Raw genomic sequence first — 18,388 nt, forward strand, 5'->3', positions numbered from 1 at the left:
TGCCAATGCTCATAATCCCCGCTGAAAAACGTCTCGACTGGCAGCACCCACCTGTTGTCTTACTCATTATCATCGCCATTAATTTTATCGTTTTCTTTGGCCTCCAGAGTGATGACAACAAATATTATCAAGCTGCCTTTGATCTCTACCTAGAGCACGACCTACAAACCATAGAAAGCCCTATCTACGAACAATATTTGCGCCTAGAGCGCCCTGATCACTGGCAACAAATACAACCCTACCAACAAGTCGATAAAGAGCAGCTTGTTGCTGAGATGATTTTTGATCGACGTTTCTATGACTTTAGCATCAAACAAGGTGACCATATCTTTGCCAGGTCGGCACTACTTCAATGGCAGGAAGTACGCCCTGAGGTCAATGCATTAATAGACCAAGCCTTTAGCTCACGCTTCCACCTTGCACCAAGCGATATCAATATTGTCAGCCTAATTAGTCATCAATTTCTTCACGCGGACCTCTCTCATTTATTAGGCAACATGGTCTTACTGTTATTACTAGGCTTTGCCGTAGAAGCGAGCCTAGGTCACGGCCGATTCCTGTTGTTCTACCTACTTTCCGGCTTAGGTGGCGGCCTATTTTTTGCCTTCTTTGAACGCTGGAGCGGTAGCGATAATAATGGCCTTATTGGCGCTTCCGGCGCCATATCCGGCGTAATGGCTATCTATGTCTCTATGTACCGACTACAAAAGATAGAGTTTTTCTACTGGTTTTTTATCTTTGTCGGCTACTTCCGTGCTCCTGCACTTGTTATACTGCCACTCTATATCGGTAACGAAGTTTACTCGCTGCTGACTACCGATAACCACGTTGCCTATACCGCCCATATTGGCGGTTTCATTAGCGGGGCAGCGCTAATCTGGCTTACTTTTCTACGGCAGCCTGATGCACTAGACGAAGATTACTTACAAGCAGAGCAACCACAAGCCCCTTACGCCATCGCACTAGATAAACTCTACTGCTACATTGCCGATTTTCAGTTCAGCCGTGCCGAGAACTATGCCGCCGAGCTGCTAACGCAATATAATCATATTGAACTTAAACAGATTTACTACCAGCTACTGAAAACTGCCCCCAGTGAAAAGCGCCTGCCAATTGCACTGCAAATCATCTGTGAAAAAAACCAACACCATGCAGTCATTAAGCAACAGCTGCAAGTTTGGCTGCACGATAAAAGCGCCTTACAAGAGCACATTGATCAGCATAGCCTTATCCTCTTCGCTATACGCTTAGTTGATATAGAGGAGACGACTACCGCAGAAAAACTGCTCGCCGAACAGCTCAACACTGGCAACCAAGACCCTATGTTAGCAAAGCTCGCTAGAAAATTAAGCAATCACTATAGGCAGCTACAACACCCGAAAAAACAGCAGTATTTCGACAGCATCGCCACCTCACTCCTATAACGAAAGCAGCGAATAAGAGCAGCCTTAAATATGAATAAGCATTGTAAGTACCACCCGTTGGATCACGCCGCCTTCTACTGCCCACGCTGCGAGATCAATACTTGCAGCCAGTGCAGCAAAGAAAATCTACAATTAGCCGATGATAGCTGCCAGTGCTTCAACTGTAATGGCAGTCTCGATGTCATCTCTGACAGCAGCACAATTACGCCTTTCTGGCGTCAACTCGAACCCGCCTTTCTTTATCCGGCAAACAAACAGGCCGTTGCCGTCATGGTATTATCCGCACTTACGGCCCTAACACTTTTCTTTCTACCATTTTTAGCAATTTTCTCCATCATTCTAATCACCAAATACAGCTTCAGTTGCCTAGAATCCACTGCCAACGGAAAGATGACTGCTCCCAGTCTTAATGAAGCCTACCAAGGTGTACCGCTATTTCTCAAGTTACTTGCAATGTCTATTATTACTTGCATGGCCATTTATTTTACTGGTCAGTATATCGGTCTGAGAACAGCTATTTTTATTCTTTTCTTCAGCGTAGTAACTCTTCCTGCCAGTATAATTATTCTCGCGATAGAGAACGATATCCGTGAGGCTATTAACCCTCTACGACTATTGCAGGTAATGACAGCAATTGGCGCGCCGTATGGCCTACTACTTATCATTGCAGCCATATTAAGTAGCTCAATCGGCATCATAAACTTCCTCATTGGCGATAGCTTCACCGGCATTAACTTCTTTCTGCAGGTCCTTGTTTCCAATTATTACACCATCGTTTTCTTTCACCTACTTGGTTACGTCGTCTTTCAGTACCAAGAAGAACTCGGCCATCACACCGAAACAGGACACCATAAGCCCGCTAAACGCCCAGCAGCCATCCTCGACAAGATGCAGGCGGAGATACACCTGAAAGAGGGCCGTTATGAGCAAGCAATAGCCCTTTACCAAAAAAACATTACCAGCAATCCGCAAAATTATGAGCTGCATGATAATTACTTTAGGCTTTTAATAGCGTTAAAAGAACAGAAGAAAATCGAAAGCTTCGCCGATCGCTTCCTACAGCTACTGCTTGACCGCGGCCAGCGCTATCAGCTGGGCAGCACTCTCCAACAACTCAATGAGCACTGCTCGAATTACCGTCCACAAAGTGCCGAACTACGATTGACCGTTGCTCAACTACAATTCGATAAAGGCGACTTTAAAGGCGCCGTAAATATGCTCAACGGCTACCACAAGGACTTTCCAAAACACCCCAGCATCGCCAAGGCCTACACGTTGATGGCCAAAACCATGTTGCAACTACCAAATATGAAGACACAAGCAGGTCGCTATATTCAGTATGCCAACCGCATCATCACGACCAACAATACAATTAAGAGCTAAATTTGAGTATTAAATAACCATAACTGTGACTCTATCGGCTGGTGGGTAATTATTTAACCGGTATTAATCTCTTCGTCAGGATAACGAAGTTTCGTCGTCTTAGGTGCTGTCATTAAAAATACTAATGTTAGCGGCCCTAATCGCCCCACAATCATCACCACAATTAAGACAAATTTACCGGTATCTGACAGCGTGCTTGTAAGACCTGCACTCACCCCTGTTGTGGCAAAGGCTGATACAGTTTCAAACATCACGACTAAAAATGGGGCCTGCTCAGTAATTAATAAGATAAACATCGCCAATAGAAGAAACATAGCACTAATTGTCACTATCGCTAATGAGCGCCATAAAACTTGCTTAGGAAGCGTTCGCCCAAAGACCACCACATCTTTTCGTCGCCCCAGAAAAGCTTTCGTTGCCAGCGCAACGGTAACAAACGTTGTCACCTTGATTCCGCCCCCTGTCGATGTTGTACCTGCACCGATAAACATCAAGCACATCATCACCAACATCGAGGCATTACTTAACGCACTAATCTCAACCGTATTAAAACCAGCCGTTCTTGCCGTGGCCGATTGAAAAAAAGCTGCTAGCAGTTTATCGCTATGCTCCAGCCCCCCAAGGGTGTTTGGATTGTGTGACTCGAGGAAGAAGAATAGGAACATACCAATTAATAGCAAAAAAAACGTACCGACCAACATCAATTTTGAATGCAGCTTCAACGAGCTAAAATTCTTAACCTTAATAATATCGAGGACAACAACAAAACCTAAGCCGCCAATAATAAAGAGCGAAGCTGCCGTCAAGACAACAAGAGGATCCCCCACGTAGTGACTCAAACTGTCAGAAAAGAGTGAAAACCCAGCATTGTTGAACGCGGATACTGCGTGAAAAAAACTGATAAATAAACCGCGCTGCCAGCCAAACTCAGGCACCCAACGAATTGCAAATAGTAACGTTCCTATTAATTCAGCCAGAAGTGCGAAGAAAATTATTCGCTTCACCAGCGTTTGCATATTCATCGGTTTGGTCTGACCTAACTCCTCACGAACCAGTAAACTTTGACGCAACGTCACGCGTAAACGCAGCATATGCAACAATACTATTGAAATGGTCATTTGGCCTAGGCCACCGATCTGAATCAATACCAACAAGATACACTGGCCCAGTACCGTGAAATGCGTTCCAGTATCGACCACTCCCAGCCCAGTTACGCTGATTGCCGAGGTTGCCGTAAATAGAGCATCGATAAAAGATAGGCCCGTCACCGAATCAAGAGGATGCATCAACAATAACGAAGCCGGCAGCAAGATCGCCAGAAAACTCAATACGATGACCAGTGGCTCCGACAGCCTTTTACTGTTGTTTTTCTGTAGCGTATAGGTTCGCTTCTCGCCACTAGGCAACATAGTTAAAGCGCCTTCAACTGGAGGTCGAGCACGTGCTTGTTCGCAACAAGGATCAGCTCATCACCCGCCAACAACAACGTCTCTACGTCAGGCTGACTATGGACAAATTCATCACGTTTATGCGCCAACAGCTGCACCCCCTGCTCTACCATCAACTCAAGATCGGCAATGGTTTTACCTGCATTGACATCAGTAATCGAAAATTCCGCCAACGCCATATCTGCACCCAGCTCTAAGAACTCGTTGACCCTACTGTCAATCATCTTACGAGCAATCTTAACGCCCATATCACGCTCAGGTGAAACAATCTTATCAGCACCGATTTTTTCAAGAATTTTGGCATGGAAACGATTCTTTGCTTTGACCCAAACGTTCTCTATTCCTGCTTCTTTGAGCACTAGCGTTGTAAGAATACTAGCATTGATATCATCACCAATAGCCACGAACACAACATCAAAGCGCTCAAGCTCAAGCTCACTCACCGCCTCTTCATCAGAGGCATCTGACAAAACCACATGTGAAACCATATCGATTACCAATCGTAATCGATCTTCATCAACATCAATCGCCAGGACTTCAACGCCGTGAGCGTTCAGCTCCTCACAAAGTGCAACGCCAAAGCGGCCAAGACCAATTACAGCAAACTGAGTGTTCATAATATTTCACATCCAATAGCGGTAGTCGTAACAAGCCGCTCTTATCATTTAGATAGCATAGGGAAGCTTTTTAAGCTCTTTATGGAAAATAACAAGACTATCGGGCACTTCTGATGACTTGCATCAACCATAGAAACTCATAACGACGGCATATTAACAATTATCTTCGCAAAAGACTTTAACCAGTCGTAACAAAGTACACTTATACACAAGCTACACTACAACAACTTCTTAGAACTGCCAAAGATCAACAAAAGGATGAAGCAACAATGAAGAAACTACTATTATTACTCGCCACCCTATCATTCATTACCGCCTGTACGCCCGAAGTCGGTAGCGACAAATGGTGCAAAAGTGTCGAAGCTAAGAGCAAAGGAGAGGTCACCGCTAATGAGGCCAGTGATTATGCCAAACATTGCCTCGTCCGTAACGACTAAACAACGTAGAAGCTGATATTAACAGAGACAAAAAAGGCGCTATACGCGCCTTTTTAATACCAAATATAACGAGGAGTCATTACATCACATCGAAATCATACTTACTGATGCCGCAATCAGGACACTCCCAATCCTCGGGTACGTCTTCCCACTTTGTTCCCGCTTCGATGCCTTCGTCGGGCAGGCCGAGCTCTTCATCATAAATAAAGCCACAGATAACGCACTCGTACTTCTTAAAATCGCTCATTACTCTCTCCCAAGAAACCTGGATTCCCAACTTTGTGGTTTATCCTATTTGATCATGCGCCAATGCTAGCACGGGTCTTTTGTTAGGCGTAGCCAAACATGAAAAAAGTTACTGTGAAAATCACCTTTATTCTCTCCTCAAAACCACATGCTCAAAGCCTTCCACCCTGCTTGATCAAGTAACTGCCATCCCTCTGCTGCGGCGCTAAAAGCGACAACACCTCGATTGCAGAAGGGTCTAACCGGTTAGTCGGCCTTAGGTTCAAGTTAACCTGATAGCTGCCAGACTGCGCCAAAGAAACGGTGCCACTAACAGCCAAGTTAGCCTGCAAGTCTTTGATATCAGCTTTTATCCCTTCGTTGAGATTATGTACATCAGCATGATAATCCCCGAGAAGGACATAACTCCCTTGATCGACACTCAAGCCTCGCCACCATAGTTGCGCCTCAAGCGACAGCAAGTTATTCGTCGACAAGTCGACTTCCGCATGATCAACCTTTGCCTCCAAAGCGCCGCCTAATAACGGCAACATAGGAAACAGTCGCCCAAGTAGCGGTGCTGGAAGCTGAATATCTGCCCGTTTTAACACCAAACTTGCAGAACTTAACTGCGCCACGACATTAAGCTTCTGCGCCTTATAATGGCTCTGTGCAGCAATATCGATACGCCCTAAAAGCAAAGGTAGTGCTTCTAACTGCCAATCAACTTCACCCAACTGCCAATACTCTCCTCCCTCTATCGGCAGTGCCAACTGATCCGCATGGCCGCGCCACAAAGTCCCCCCTACACCTACTGCATACAGCGGCACACCAGCTAACTTGGCAGCACTAAAGACAAGCTTTGCTGGCGCTTTAATGATTAACAAAAGAAAAAATAAAGCCATCAGCAATACAGCTATAATGACTTTATGCTTACGTTTCAACAGCGGCAAATCTGACATCTCATACTACTTTTTTATATTCAAAGGGAATATCAAGACCGCTATGCGATATACATAGGTGCTTTCAATTATTATTCGGGAACTCTACTCTAGGGCTGTAAGCGCTCAACATTCCACGCCCCCTCATTGTCACGCAAATATTCAAAACGGTCATGTAATCGCTGGGCTCCACCCGCCCAGAATTCTACCCGTTCCGGCACAACACGAAAACCTCCCCAAAACTTTGGTAAACTAAGGTCCTGCTGAGCAAAACGTTGCTTAATCTCCGCAAACTTCCCCATCAGTAACTCTCGTGAGCCAATAGGGCTGCTCTGCTTAGAGACCCAGGCGGCCAACTGACTGTCACGCGGACGTGTCACAAAGTACGCCAGCGCCTCTTTAGTGCTCACTCGTTCTGCGCGACCTGATATCATCACTTGTCGCTCCATAGTCAACCAGGGAAAAATTAATGAGACACGATTATTATCGGCAATTTGCTTCGCCTTATTACTCTCTAAGTTGGTATAAAAGACAAAGCCTGAACTATCAAACTGCTTCAACAACACTGTACGCTGGCTCGGCTGACCAGTGGCATCGACCGTTGCCAGCATCATCGCAGTGGGGTCTTTAATCCCATGGTCTTTCGCCTCTTGCAGCCAGTGTTCAAACTGTTCGACTGGATCAGTAGCGAGTTGTTGACGACTAAGCCCTGAGCGCAAATACTCGCGGCGCTCATTTTTAATATCCATCTATGCACTCTCTTGCTGGCCACCAAGGTGAGCCAAAAGCTTCGTAGTAAAACGCTCTGGCATTTGTTCACCGACCATATGGCCAACTTTCTCAAATGCCTCGTAGTTGAACTCGGCACTAACACCATGATGACAATGCTTGGCCGCTTCAACGCTAAATAGTGGATCTTCTTCCCCCCACATGTACAGAGTCGGCACCTGTACTTTAGCTATCTCTTGACCTAACTCATCGAGCTGCAGTGTGTGCCAATGCAGAAAAGCTTGAATGGCCTCGGCACGACCATAACGCGTCAAATACATCTCCGCCGACACTTCGCTTACACCGCTGGCCTGATAATATTCTCGAAGTATTTGTGCATCATTCGCCAGCAGTCTAACTGAAGCATTATTACTGCAGAAATTCGCAATCTTAGCGAGCATATCGACCTGTGCGCTTGCCTCATCGTCTAGCGCTAGATTGAGCGCCACGGGATGAGGCGTAGACACTGCGGTAAACGAATGCAATACATCGGGTTGTGTCGCCGCCAAGTGCCAGCCAATAATAGAGCTCCATCCATGGGTAACTAGGTGAAATTTCTCCACCCCCTCATGCTCAGCTAAGGCGAGAATATCGCCAATCATCTCGTCATTACTATAAGCGAGCTGCTGCTCGGGGCGCGCCTGCGGCGACACCCCGCGCATATTTGGCGCTAATACCCTGAAGCCCGCTTGTGCGAGTGCCGGTATGTGCTCGCGCCACTGCTGGTTGGTGAGCAAAAAGTTATGCATCATGATTACCAGCGGCCGACCTTCGTCGCCCGCCACTAAACACTCAAACCCCATACTGCCGATCGTTATTATATTCTGTTGCAATATCACATCCTCTGTTAACTTAGCCCAAATAACTTAAGTCAAAGGGCGCATGTGAGGGAACAGCAGTACATCCCTAATTGATGGCGCATCGGTAAACAACATGACAAGACGATCGATACCAATACCTTCGCCTGCTGTCGGTGGTAAACCGTATTCTAGGGCAGTAACGTAGTCAGCATCAAAATGCATTGCCTCGTCATCCCCTGAATCTTTCTCTCGCACTTGATCCATAAAGCGCGCTGCCTGATCCTCTGCATCGTTCAACTCAGAGAAGCCATTGGCTATTTCACGGCCGCCGACAAAAAACTCAAAACGATCAGTTACCATCGGATCGTCATCGCTGCGACGCGCCAGTGGTGACACTTCTGTAGGGTACTTAGTAATAAAGGTCGGTTGATCAAGGCGTTCTTCAACAGTCTCTTCAAAAATCTCAATCTGTACCTTGCCGATACCCCAGCTATCTTTCAGTTGGATGCCTAGACCTTCAGCTATCTTACGAGCCCCTTCTGGTGTCGCTAGCTCTGCCGGATCAATATTCGGATTATAGTGCAGGATAGAATCGAAGACACTCATGCGAATAAACGGCTGACCGAAATCAAACTCACTACCTTGATAGGTGACTGTAGTTTTTCCCAGTACCTTCTCGGCAACAAAGCGTAGCATCCCCTCGGTAATATCCATCAGATCATTATAGTCAGCATAGGCCTGATAGAACTCGAGCATGGTAAACTCGGGGTTATGTCGTGTCGACAACCCCTCGTTGCGGAAATTACGGTTAATCTCAAAAACACGCTCGAAGCCACCAACCACAAGACGCTTTAAGTAAAGCTCTGGGGCAATTCGCAGGTACATGTCCATGTCGAGCGCATTGTGATGTGTCTCAAATGGCTTCGCGCTCGCGCCGCCTGGAATCGACTGCATCATCGGTGTTTCCACTTCAAGAAAGTCTCTCTCAGCGAGGTACTCACGTATCGCCGCAACAATCGCCGAACGTTTACGGAACGTATCCCGCGATTGTTCATTGACAATAAGGTCGATATAACGTTGACGGTAGCGGATCTCTTGATCCTGCAAACCATGATGCTTATCCGGTAATGGGCGTAATGATTTGGTCAGCATCACCATCGATTCAGCGTTAATGTAAAGATCGCCCTTACCTGACTTATGGATAAAACCACTGACGCCAATAATATCACCGATATCCCAACCCTTGGCAACCTTGACCATATCAGCACCGATAATGTTCTTATCAGTGAAGGCTTGGATACGGCCCGATACATCCTGCAGCACGAGGAAAGGACCACGTTTGGCCATGATACGACCGGCAATAGCCGCGCGGTTGCCCAACTCTTCAAGGTGGGCCTTCTCATGCTCGCCCCAAGCTGCCTGCAGGTCCGCGGCATAGCTATCACGGCGAAAATCGTTAGGGAAAGCCTGCCCCGCCTCACGCAACGCGCTCAGCTTGCTGCGACGCTCTGCAATTAACTTGTTTTCATCTTGTACTGGCTTATTGTCTGCCATGGTATCTTTCTCCGCGCCTATTGCGCTCACTGCAAAAGTAATAATGGCAGCTAGCGTAGTCGAAAACTCCGCAAGCTGCTTTCAATGGGTTAGTCGAGGCTTATAATCCGCTCTTCAGACTCGCCTCGATAAACTGGTCGATATCACCATCCAACACCGCACCACAGTTACTGGTTTGGACGTTAGTACGAAGATCTTTGATTCGCTGATCATCCAGTACGTAAGAGCGTATCTGACTGCCCCAGCCGATGTCGGCCTTACTGTCTTCCTGTGCCTGTTTATCCGCGTTACGCTTGAGCATCTCCTGCTCATACAATCTCGCTCGCAGCATCTTCCAAGCTTGGTCGCGGTTTTTATGTTGCGAACGCTGGCTCTGGCACTCCGCTACAATTCCCGTCGGCTCGTGGGTTAGGCGCACCGCAGAATCTGTCTTGTTGACGTGCTGGCCACCGGCACCAGAGGCACGATAGGTATCTGTTCGAACATCAGAGGGGTTGATATCAATCTCGATATTGTCGTCGATCTCCGGCGACACGAAAATTGAGCTAAACGAGGTGTGGCGACGGCTACCAGAGTCAAAAGGAGACTTCCTCACAAGACGATGCACGCCAGTCTCTGTACGCAGCCAACCGAAAGCGTAGTCACCCTCGAAGCAAATCGTTGCACTTTTAATGCCCGCAACATCGCCTGCCGAGCACTCCTCTAATGTGGTCTTAAAGCCCTTGGCCTCGCCCCAGCGTAGGTACATCCGCAACAGCATCTCAGCCCAATCTTGGGCCTCAGTGCCCCCTGAACCGGATTGGATTTCAAGGTAGGCATTAGAAGAGTCCATCTCTCCGGAAAACATCCGACGAAACTCAAGCTTTGCCAGCTGCTTCTGGAAGCCGGCCAACTCTTCAAGGCCACTCTGCAGTGCCTCATCGTCGTCATCTTCCCGCGCCATCTCTAGCATTACCTCGAGATCTTCCGACCCCGCCTCAAGGTCGTCGATAGTTTTCACCACCGCTTCTAGATCTGAGCGCTCTTTGCCGAGCTTTTGAGCGCGCTCTGGGTTATCCCAGACGCTGGGCTCGGCGAGTTCCGCCTCAACCTCTACCAGCTGCTCTTTCTTGTTTTCATAGTCAAAGGTACCCCCTAAGCACATCACTGCGCTGGCGGATATCTTTAATACCATTGGCTAGGCTGTTGACCTCTAACATCACTAAATCACTCGTTTAAGAAAAGAACGGAGGACTGTACGGTCACCACTGGTGACAAGCAGAGCGAGCGACCGAAACAGAATAACGCAAAGCCGTCGATATTAACTGATCGACGGCAAAACGGCCAGTGTAGAAATACCCACTAACCCTAAAACAAACGGCTAAGAAACCGCCTCGAGGTGCTCGACCAAAAGCTGAACACTCTGTTTGCCCCGAAACTCATTAACATCAAGCTTATAAGCTAGGCGTACTTTATTAAGCGCCAGATTAGGCCATAGTTTAACGTCGACATTAAACGCTATTGCATCAATCAGCAAACCATCGAAGCCATTGGGTGCCAACACCATTTTCAGATGACTACCTCCCAGAAGCCGCTGCTGCACAAGCGTGAACTCACCATCGAAGATCGGCTCGGGAAAATGCTGCCCCCAAGGACCCGCCTCACGTAACTGATGCGCCAATGACAAACTAAATTGATCTGCCGCCAACTCTCCGTCGCTGAGTATCACCGCCTGCAACTCGGTTTCTGTGAGACGACGACGCACCTCTGCATCGAACAACTGGCAAAAGCGTGGGTAATCCTCAGGAGCAATCGTCAGACCCGCCGCCATCGCGTGACCACCAAACTTTATAATCAGCCCTGGATGAGCGCTATCGACCGCCGCCAAGGCATCACGCATATGCAACCCCGCAATCGAACGTCCGGAGCCCTTCACCGCCCCATCATCACCCTGGGCAAAAATAATTACAGGCCGGTGCTGCTTATCTTTAATTCGTGAGGCGAGGATGCCAATAACCCCCTCGTGCCAGTCCTTATCGAAGAGACAAATCCCCCAGGGTAACTCTTGCTCATTAAGTTGCAGTTTCGCCAGCACATTGTCAGCCTCCGCCTGCATCGAGCTCTCAATACTTCTACGGTCTTTATTCAGGTCATCCAATTCTGCAGCGATCTCAGCTGCCCTGATTGCATCACTGGTCATCAAGCACTCCACGCCCAGCGACATATCGTCTAAGCGGCCTGCGGCATTCAACCGTGGGCCAATAGCAAACCCCATATCACTTGCCACCACGCGATGCGGGCTGCGCTTGGCAAGCTCGAGTATCTTTAAAATACCTGGACGTGCCTTACCTGCACGAATTCGCGCCAGCCCTTGATGCACAAGAATACGGTTGTTCTTATCAAGGGGCACTACATCGGCGACCGTTCCCAGCGCGACGATATCAAGAAAGTCTGCCATATTTGGCATCGCCTGCTCAGCACTAAACCAGCCGCGCTGACGCAACTCTGCACGCAACGCCACCATGACATAAAAAATCACCCCGACACCGGCAATACACTTGCTTGCAAAACCGCAACCCGGTTGCACCGGATTCACGATAGCGTCTGCCTGCGGCAACACCTCGCCGGGCAGGTGATGGTCTGTGACGATGACTTTAATACCGGCCTTATGCGCCGCCTCAACCCCTTCGATCGCCGCAATGCCGTTATCAACCGTCACTAACAGCTCAGCCCCCTGAGCCAATGCCTCATCAACCAATCTTGGCGTCAAACCATAGCCATGAGAGAAGCGATTCGGCACCAAATAGCTCGCCGTCATCAACCCCATCGCACGCAATGCTAAAATAGCGAGAGCGGAGCTGGTTGCCCCATCGGCATCGTAGTCACCGATCACCACCACATTGAGTTGACGCTGTACGGCATCGGCCAACATCGCCACCGCCTTATCCATATCTTTCAACCCACTGGGTGCCAGCATACCGGCCAATTCACGCTCTAACTCTCGTTGGCTGGTAACTCCGCGCGAAGCGTAGATTCTCGATAACAGACTGTCACTGCCCTCTGCCATCAAAGCATCGATATCGGCGTCGCGCACCTGGCGGCGTAAAATAGTCTTACTCATCGTCATCTTCTCTCATTAAAAGCAGCAGAGCAGCGTATAAACTATACGCTCGCACTCTCTCAGTTATTCTAACGCACTTATCACAACAAACGATCGATACTCTTCGCGCTGTTGATCTCCCGCCGGCGTACCTTGCTCATAAAACCATTTAAAACCCGCGGCAATATCCGGCTGCGTCGCCACAAGGTAGCGCTGTAACATGCTGCTATTCAACCACTCACCAAGCAACCCCCAGGGTAGTTGATAATACAGCGTCAGCGTCACCCGTGTCGCCCCTTCATCAGCCGCCTCAATAGCGTAGCGGTAAGCCGAATAAACAAAAGGTTTTAACGGTTGCCCGCGCTGCGAAAGGTCCAATAAAAAACCCTGCTCTGGCGTACTTTCAACAATACGCTCGACAATATAGCCTCCATCCGAATTGTAGACGTGACGCTCCGCCCCCACTCCTGATGCTATATTGCTAACCACCGTCGTCGAGACAATATTAGGTACATAGTTATGTGCCAAAGTGAAATCCTGCAACTGTGCCCACACCACAGACAGCGGCTTATCGACCAATACTGTTGTTGAAACGAGGTGGCGCCGTGATGAGTCCGTTGTCAGCAGCGACATCCCGACCAAACCAAGCACAATAAACAAGATAATAAACAGTAGCTTTTTCATTATTACGGTTCCTTCCTGGAAACAAAACACTGAGCACTAAAAAGGGCTGCGAACTATGGTTCAGCAGCCCCTATTCAAGACAGCAGGTAGCAAAATAGCTTTTTACTTCAGGCTATCTGCAACATACTGCTGGATCACCTTAATATCGTGTGGCTGCACACTATACCGCTCCTCTCGTGTCGGCAAGTCAGCCATGTGCTCGGGAAGCGCTGGCGCAGTTTTCTGGCCCGCCGCCTTCGCCGCATCAGCAAACTTTGCCGGATGAGCCGTTGCCAAGGTAATCATTGGGATCGAGGTATCGCGAACACATTCACGCGCAGCCTTGAAGCCGATGGCACTATGAGGATCCAAGAGATAACCACTCTCTGCAAACACCTCGCGGACCGTCTCCAACGTTGTTTCATCATCGACAGCACAACTATCGAACAACTCACGTGCCTTGGCAAAAGCCTCGTCACTGATAGAAGCCGAACCCGCCTCGAAATCCACCATAAACTGGTTCAGCTGCTCAGCGTCTTGGCCGCCAAGCTCGAATAATGCTCGCTCAAAATTTGAGGAGATCATGATATCCATGCTCGGCGAGAGCGTATGGCTTAGCTCGTGCTTCTCATACTTATTTTGCGACATGAAACGATGCAGTATGTCGTTCTTATTCGTCGCTATGACCAATTGAGCAATCGGTAGCCCCATCTGCTTAGCGAGGTAGCCAGCAAAGATATCACCAAAATTACCGGTAGGGACACTGAACGCTAGCTTCTTCTCTGGCGCACCGACGGCGAGCCCAGCCCAGAAGTAGTAGACAATCTGCGCCATAATGCGCGCCCAGTTAATCGAGTTAACCGCAGCTAGACGACGCCCCTCTGGCAGAAAAGACTGATCCGCAAAGCTCTGCTTGACCATGTTCTGACAGTCATCAAAATTACCCTCGACGGCAATATTAAAGACATTATCCTCTAACACGGAGGTCATCTGGCGACGCTGAATGTCGGAAACACGGTTGTGCGGGTGAAGAATAAAAATATCGATATTCTTACAACTGCGACACCCTTCAATGGCGGCAGAGCCTGTGTCACCAGAGGTCGCACCCATAATCGCTACACGCTCATTCCTACGCTTTAGCACGTAATCGAAAAGCCGTCCCAGCAGCTGTAGAGCGAAATCCTTAAATGCCAATGTCGGACCGTGAAAGAGCTCTAATACCCACTCGTTATGCCCCAGTTGTACCATCGGCGCCACCGCCTTATGGCGAAACGTCGCATAACTTTCATCAATCAGACGCTTAAAGTCGTCATCAGGAATCGCACCGTCGACAAACGGCTTCATGATGGTAAATGCAAGCTCTGGGTATTCCATCCCGGACATTGCCGCAATTTCTTGCTGACTGAAGCTCGGCATTGTTTCTGGCACATAGAGGCCGCCATCGGTGGCCAAACCGGTTAACAAGACATCTTCAAAGCCGAGCGCCGGCGCCTTGCCACGAGTACTGATATATCGCATGTTACACCTTTTCACTATTTTTCTATTTGAGCGCTGCGCCCAGTAACTTTCACCTACTCACACTGAGTAGGCAATTATAAATAATCGTTAGGCGTCTAGAGCGTCGACACGAATACGTACGATCTCGTCGGAGACACTATCGAGCTGCTTCAGCTTGATCAAGGCCGCCGTCATCCTCGCCTCCTGTGTTCTATTGGTCAAGATAATCATTGGCACACAACTCTCGCCGTGTAGTGGCTCTCGCTGAATCAGCGCCTCAACACTGATGCCCTCTTCACTGATGATCTGCGCAACAGCAGAAAGTACACCGGGCTTATCCTCAGCGGACATACGTAGATAGTAAGCACTTTCGAATTGCTCAGCATCAACAATGGGCAAGTCATTCAACTTATCGGCATGGAAACCAAGCGCCGCAACACGGTGCTCAGCATCACCGTCTAAACCACGCGCCAAGTCCACGAGGTCGGCAACCACTGCAGACGCAGTAGGCTCCGCGCCAGCACCCGCACCATAATACAACGTGGTACCGACAGCATCACCCTGGACCATCACCGCGTTCATCACACCGTGAACATTAGCAATCAAGCTCTTTTCAGGGATCAATGTTGGGTGCACTCGCAGCTCAACACCCGCTCCCTGACGACGCGCGATCCCAAGGTGTTTGATGCGATAGCCCAGCTCCTCTGCGAACTCAACATCTACCGTTGAAACCTCTGCGATACCCTCGGTGTAAGCCTTATCGAACTGCAACGGAATACCAAAGGCAATAGAGGCTAAAATAGCGAGCTTATGGGCCGCATCGATACCTTCCACATCAAAAGTCGGATCTGCCTCAGCGTAACCAAGCGCTTGCGCCTCTTTCAACACATCATCAAAGGCTCGGCCCTTGTCGCGCATCTCAGTTAAAATAAAGTTGCCTGTACCATTAATGATACCTGCCAACCACTCGACTCTGTTTGCAGCAAGCCCTTCTCGCACCGCTTTAATAATGGGGATGCCACCGGCAACAGCCGCCTCATAACAAACACTAACACCCTGCGCCTTGGCAGCAGCGAAGATCTCATTACCGTGTACCGCGATCAGCGCTTTGTTAGCCGTGACGACGTGCTTACCATTGGCAATAGCCTTTAGCACGAGGTCTTTAGCGACATCGTAACCGCCAATTAACTCGACCACGACATCTACATTAGGGTCGTCGACGACAGCAAAAATATCCCGGCTCACTTTGTAGCCAGTGGTATCACAGAGTGGGTTATCTCGGCGCGCACCAATATGTTCAATAATGACATCGCAGCCAGCGCGACCAGTAATTTCAGCGCAGTTGCGAGTGAGAATGTTAACCGTGCCGCTCGCGACAGTACCTAAACCACATATACCGATTCTTACTGGTTTCAAAATCTATCCCTCAAAAAATATCTAATTATCTCTCGGTTATTGCATCAAGCCGATTGAAAAAAATCGTTAATTCACTGTTAAACTTGGGTAGTTGCACGCCGCATCTAATCACAAACAAAACGGGGCCGTCATTATACCCTGTTTCATCGGCACACACGATGGTCGTACATATTTCATTGCTGCCATGCACACACACAAAAGCCGCAGCGCGAGGCTACGGCCATACTCTTTTACGAACTACCTAGTGAATACCCAACTTCTTAGCCAGTTGCTCGGCTGGCATATAGCCAGGCACGAGGCTACCATCTTCTAACACCAGCGCAGGCGTTCCGGTAACACCGACTTGTTGCCCCAACGCATACTGCGCAGCTACTGGGTTATCGCCACAAACATTCGTTGTAATCTGCTTACCCGCCTTCAGCTGTCCTAGTGCCGCGCGCGGGTCTTTCGCGCACCATGCACTGGCAATTTTCTTGTACGAGTTAGAGCCGATACCTGCACGCGGGTAGGCAAGGTACTGCACCGTAACCCCCATCTTGTTCAGGGCTGGCACCTCTTTGTGCAACTTACGGCAATAACCACAATCGACGTCTGTAAAGACACTAATAGTCGCCTTAGTCTTACCCTTGGCAGGGAAAATAATCATGTCCTCAGGTTTCACCTTGGCCATCATCTCTTTGCGCGTGCCGTTAAAAGCCTGCATCTGCGCCGCACGAGACTCCTCCGACAGATTAACAAACTCGCCCGATTCGATACGGAACAAATCCCCAGCAATGAAATGGCTGCCAGTCTTATCTACATAGAGCGTTGGCCCACCGTCGATAGACACCTGATAGATACCCTCAAGCGGGCTCTTTTCCAGCTTGCCATAGGGCAGGTCACCACGCCCTTCTTTTAGCTTGGCCATCACCTTCTCTTGAATTGCCGCCGGCACCGCTTCGCCCGCCTGCGCCATGACCGAAGACGATACTGCGCATACTATTGCCAATGCGCCCAATGTCGCACCGAACCTGCCAGATCTAAACATAATAAATACTCTCAGCTGTAAATTGCTGCGACTTCAACATCGCTTTTTATAAGTCTCTATAAACTCAACAGTTCCTCTTTAGAGGGCCATCGCTTCAATTCGTTCATTTGAACCCTCAATTCAACCACTCTAGCGCTCATCCTGCAACCGTAGACACTCAACCGCGCGGGTGATGCTGCTGATGTAATTGCTGCATCCTCGCTTTCGCGACATGGGTATAAATCTGCGTCGTCGATAGATCGCTATGCCCCAGCAACATCTGCAACACCCTAAGATCCGCACCGTGATTTAACAAGTGCGTCGCAAATGCATGACGTAGTGTATGCGGTGACAGCGCACTACTGATCCCCGCCAGCTGCGCATAGTGCTTAATTCGATGCCAAAAGGTCTGTCGCGTCATCTGCACCCCACGCAAACTGGGAAACAACACCTCTGCCGCCTTCCCCTTCAACAACTCCCCCCTGGACTCAGCACAATAACGCCGCAACCAATGCAGCGCCTCATCCCCCACAGGCAACAGGCGCTCCTTGCTCCCCTTACCCATGACTTTGATGGCTCCCATCGAGAAGTTCACCATCGACATCTGTAGCCCGACCAACTCGCTGACGCGGAGACCACTTGCGTAAAGCAATTCAAGCATCGCCCGATCCCTCAAGCCGATCGCCTCACCCAGCTCAGGCGCCTGCAGCAGTTTCACCACATCACGCTCGGAAAGCGTTGCAGGGATAGGCTTGGCTAGCTTCGGTGCCTCGGTAGTCGCCAACGGGTCCTCAGTAAGATTGCCGTCACGCAACTGCAGACGGTAAAAGCCCCGCAAACACGACAAACTTCGCGCCACACTGCGCGCCGAAAGCCCCTGCTCATTGCGCTGACGCAAGTAAGCCTCCACCAAAACCACATCCACCTCTAGTAACGAAACGTCTTTTAGAAATTCGGCAAAGCGCGTCATATCTCGACGATAGGCATCCAGGGTGTGCTGACTCGCCCCCCTTTCCAGCCATATAGTCTCGATATAACGCTCAATTAGATATTGGTTCTCTTCTAAAATAATAAGCCACTCCAAGTCAACCAGGTGCTAGCTTAACAGCTTTTTCAACACGAAAAAAAAG

General features: G+C 49.0%; 17 protein-coding genes. 3 read left to right on the forward strand and 14 right to left on the reverse strand.

The window, feature by feature from the left end; translation table 11 throughout:
- The first annotated feature begins 5 nt into the window (after nt 1-5).
- Nucleotides 6-1,424 (forward strand): rhomboid family intramembrane serine protease, encoded by a 1,419-nt coding sequence (locus EDC56_RS03560; protein WP_162844067.1) that lies wholly within the window; start codon nt 6-8, stop codon nt 1,422-1,424.
- A 30-nt stretch (nt 1,425-1,454) separates the two neighbouring features.
- Nucleotides 1,455-2,807, forward strand: a complete 1,353-nt coding sequence (locus tag EDC56_RS03565; RefSeq protein WP_123711127.1) for a hypothetical protein — start codon at nt 1,455-1,457, stop codon at nt 2,805-2,807.
- A gap of 53 nt (nt 2,808-2,860) precedes the next feature.
- On the opposite strand, the gene EDC56_RS03570 is transcribed toward EDC56_RS03565, so the two are convergent.
- Together EDC56_RS03570 and EDC56_RS03575 are read right to left on the reverse strand one after the other, a co-directional pair.
- Nucleotides 2,861-4,216, reverse strand: a complete 1,356-nt coding sequence (locus tag EDC56_RS03570) for a TrkH family potassium uptake protein (RefSeq protein ID WP_123711128.1) — start codon at nt 4,214-4,216, stop codon at nt 2,861-2,863.
- A 2-nt stretch (nt 4,217-4,218) separates the two neighbouring features.
- Nucleotides 4,219-4,872 (reverse strand): potassium channel family protein, encoded by a 654-nt coding sequence (locus EDC56_RS03575; protein WP_123711129.1) that lies wholly within the window; start codon nt 4,870-4,872, stop codon nt 4,219-4,221.
- A gap of 269 nt (nt 4,873-5,141) precedes the next feature.
- Here EDC56_RS03575 and EDC56_RS03580 point away from each other — a divergent pair, with 269 nt between their 5' ends.
- Entirely contained in the window at nt 5,142-5,309 is a 168-nt protein-coding gene (locus EDC56_RS03580) for a DUF3012 domain-containing protein (protein WP_123711130.1), read from the forward strand.
- A 79-nt stretch (nt 5,310-5,388) separates the two neighbouring features.
- On the opposite strand, the gene EDC56_RS03585 is transcribed toward EDC56_RS03580, so the two are convergent.
- The 12 genes from EDC56_RS03585 to xerD form a co-directional block, all read right to left on the reverse strand.
- The gene (locus tag EDC56_RS03585) at nt 5,389-5,556 is read right to left on the reverse strand and encodes a rubredoxin (protein WP_123711131.1); all 168 of its coding nucleotides are present in this window, start codon (nt 5,554-5,556) and stop codon (nt 5,389-5,391) included.
- Nucleotides 5,557-5,707: 151 nt separating this feature from the next.
- Nucleotides 5,708-6,496 carry a type II secretion system protein N gene (gspN, locus tag EDC56_RS03590; protein ID WP_123711132.1) on the reverse strand — a complete coding sequence of 263 codons (789 nt, stop codon included), beginning with the start codon at nt 6,494-6,496 and terminating at the stop codon, nt 5,708-5,710.
- 89 nt (nt 6,497-6,585) lie between these two features.
- Nucleotides 6,586-7,224 carry a pyridoxamine 5'-phosphate oxidase gene (gene pdxH, locus EDC56_RS19725; RefSeq protein ID WP_170162814.1) on the reverse strand — a complete coding sequence of 213 codons (639 nt, stop codon included), beginning with the start codon at nt 7,222-7,224 and terminating at the stop codon, nt 6,586-6,588.
- On the reverse strand, nt 7,225-8,076 hold the full coding sequence (locus EDC56_RS19730; protein ID WP_170162815.1) for an alpha/beta fold hydrolase: 852 nt from the start codon (nt 8,074-8,076) through the stop codon (nt 7,225-7,227).
- 33 nt (nt 8,077-8,109) lie between these two features.
- Entirely contained in the window at nt 8,110-9,597 is a 1,488-nt protein-coding gene (gene lysS, locus EDC56_RS03600; protein ID WP_123711133.1) for a lysine--tRNA ligase, read from the reverse strand.
- Nucleotides 9,598-9,697: 100 nt separating this feature from the next.
- Nucleotides 9,698-10,796, reverse strand: a protein-coding gene (gene prfB, locus EDC56_RS03605; RefSeq protein WP_123711134.1) for a peptide chain release factor 2 whose coding sequence is annotated in 2 segments (ribosomal slippage) — nt 9,698-10,720 and nt 10,722-10,796 — 1,098 coding nt in all. Because the reading frame shifts where the segments join, the coding sequence is not laid out codon by codon here.
- 161 nt (nt 10,797-10,957) lie between these two features.
- A complete protein-coding gene (recJ, locus tag EDC56_RS03610; RefSeq protein WP_123711760.1) occupies nt 10,958-12,697 on the reverse strand; it encodes a single-stranded-DNA-specific exonuclease RecJ in 1,740 nt (579 codons plus the stop codon).
- A gap of 63 nt (nt 12,698-12,760) precedes the next feature.
- On the reverse strand, nt 12,761-13,360 hold the full coding sequence (locus tag EDC56_RS03615) for an SRPBCC family protein (protein ID WP_123711135.1): 600 nt from the start codon (nt 13,358-13,360) through the stop codon (nt 12,761-12,763).
- A gap of 102 nt (nt 13,361-13,462) precedes the next feature.
- Nucleotides 13,463-14,857, reverse strand: coding sequence for a threonine synthase (gene thrC, locus EDC56_RS03620; protein ID WP_123711136.1), 1,395 nt, complete (start codon nt 14,855-14,857; stop codon nt 13,463-13,465).
- Nucleotides 14,858-14,944: 87 nt separating this feature from the next.
- Nucleotides 14,945-16,252, reverse strand: a complete 1,308-nt coding sequence (locus EDC56_RS03625; RefSeq protein ID WP_123711137.1) for a homoserine dehydrogenase — start codon at nt 16,250-16,252, stop codon at nt 14,945-14,947.
- 241 nt (nt 16,253-16,493) lie between these two features.
- Nucleotides 16,494-17,279, reverse strand: a complete 786-nt coding sequence (locus EDC56_RS03630) for a DsbC family protein (RefSeq protein WP_123711138.1) — start codon at nt 17,277-17,279, stop codon at nt 16,494-16,496.
- 157 nt (nt 17,280-17,436) lie between these two features.
- Nucleotides 17,437-18,342 carry a site-specific tyrosine recombinase XerD gene (xerD, locus tag EDC56_RS03635; protein WP_245980637.1) on the reverse strand — a complete coding sequence of 302 codons (906 nt, stop codon included), beginning with the start codon at nt 18,340-18,342 and terminating at the stop codon, nt 17,437-17,439.
- Between the last annotated feature and the right edge of the window lie 46 nt (nt 18,343-18,388).

It is taken from the genome of Sinobacterium caligoides (assembly GCF_003752585.1).
GTDB lineage: Bacteria > Pseudomonadota > Gammaproteobacteria > Pseudomonadales > Sinobacteriaceae > Sinobacterium > Sinobacterium caligoides.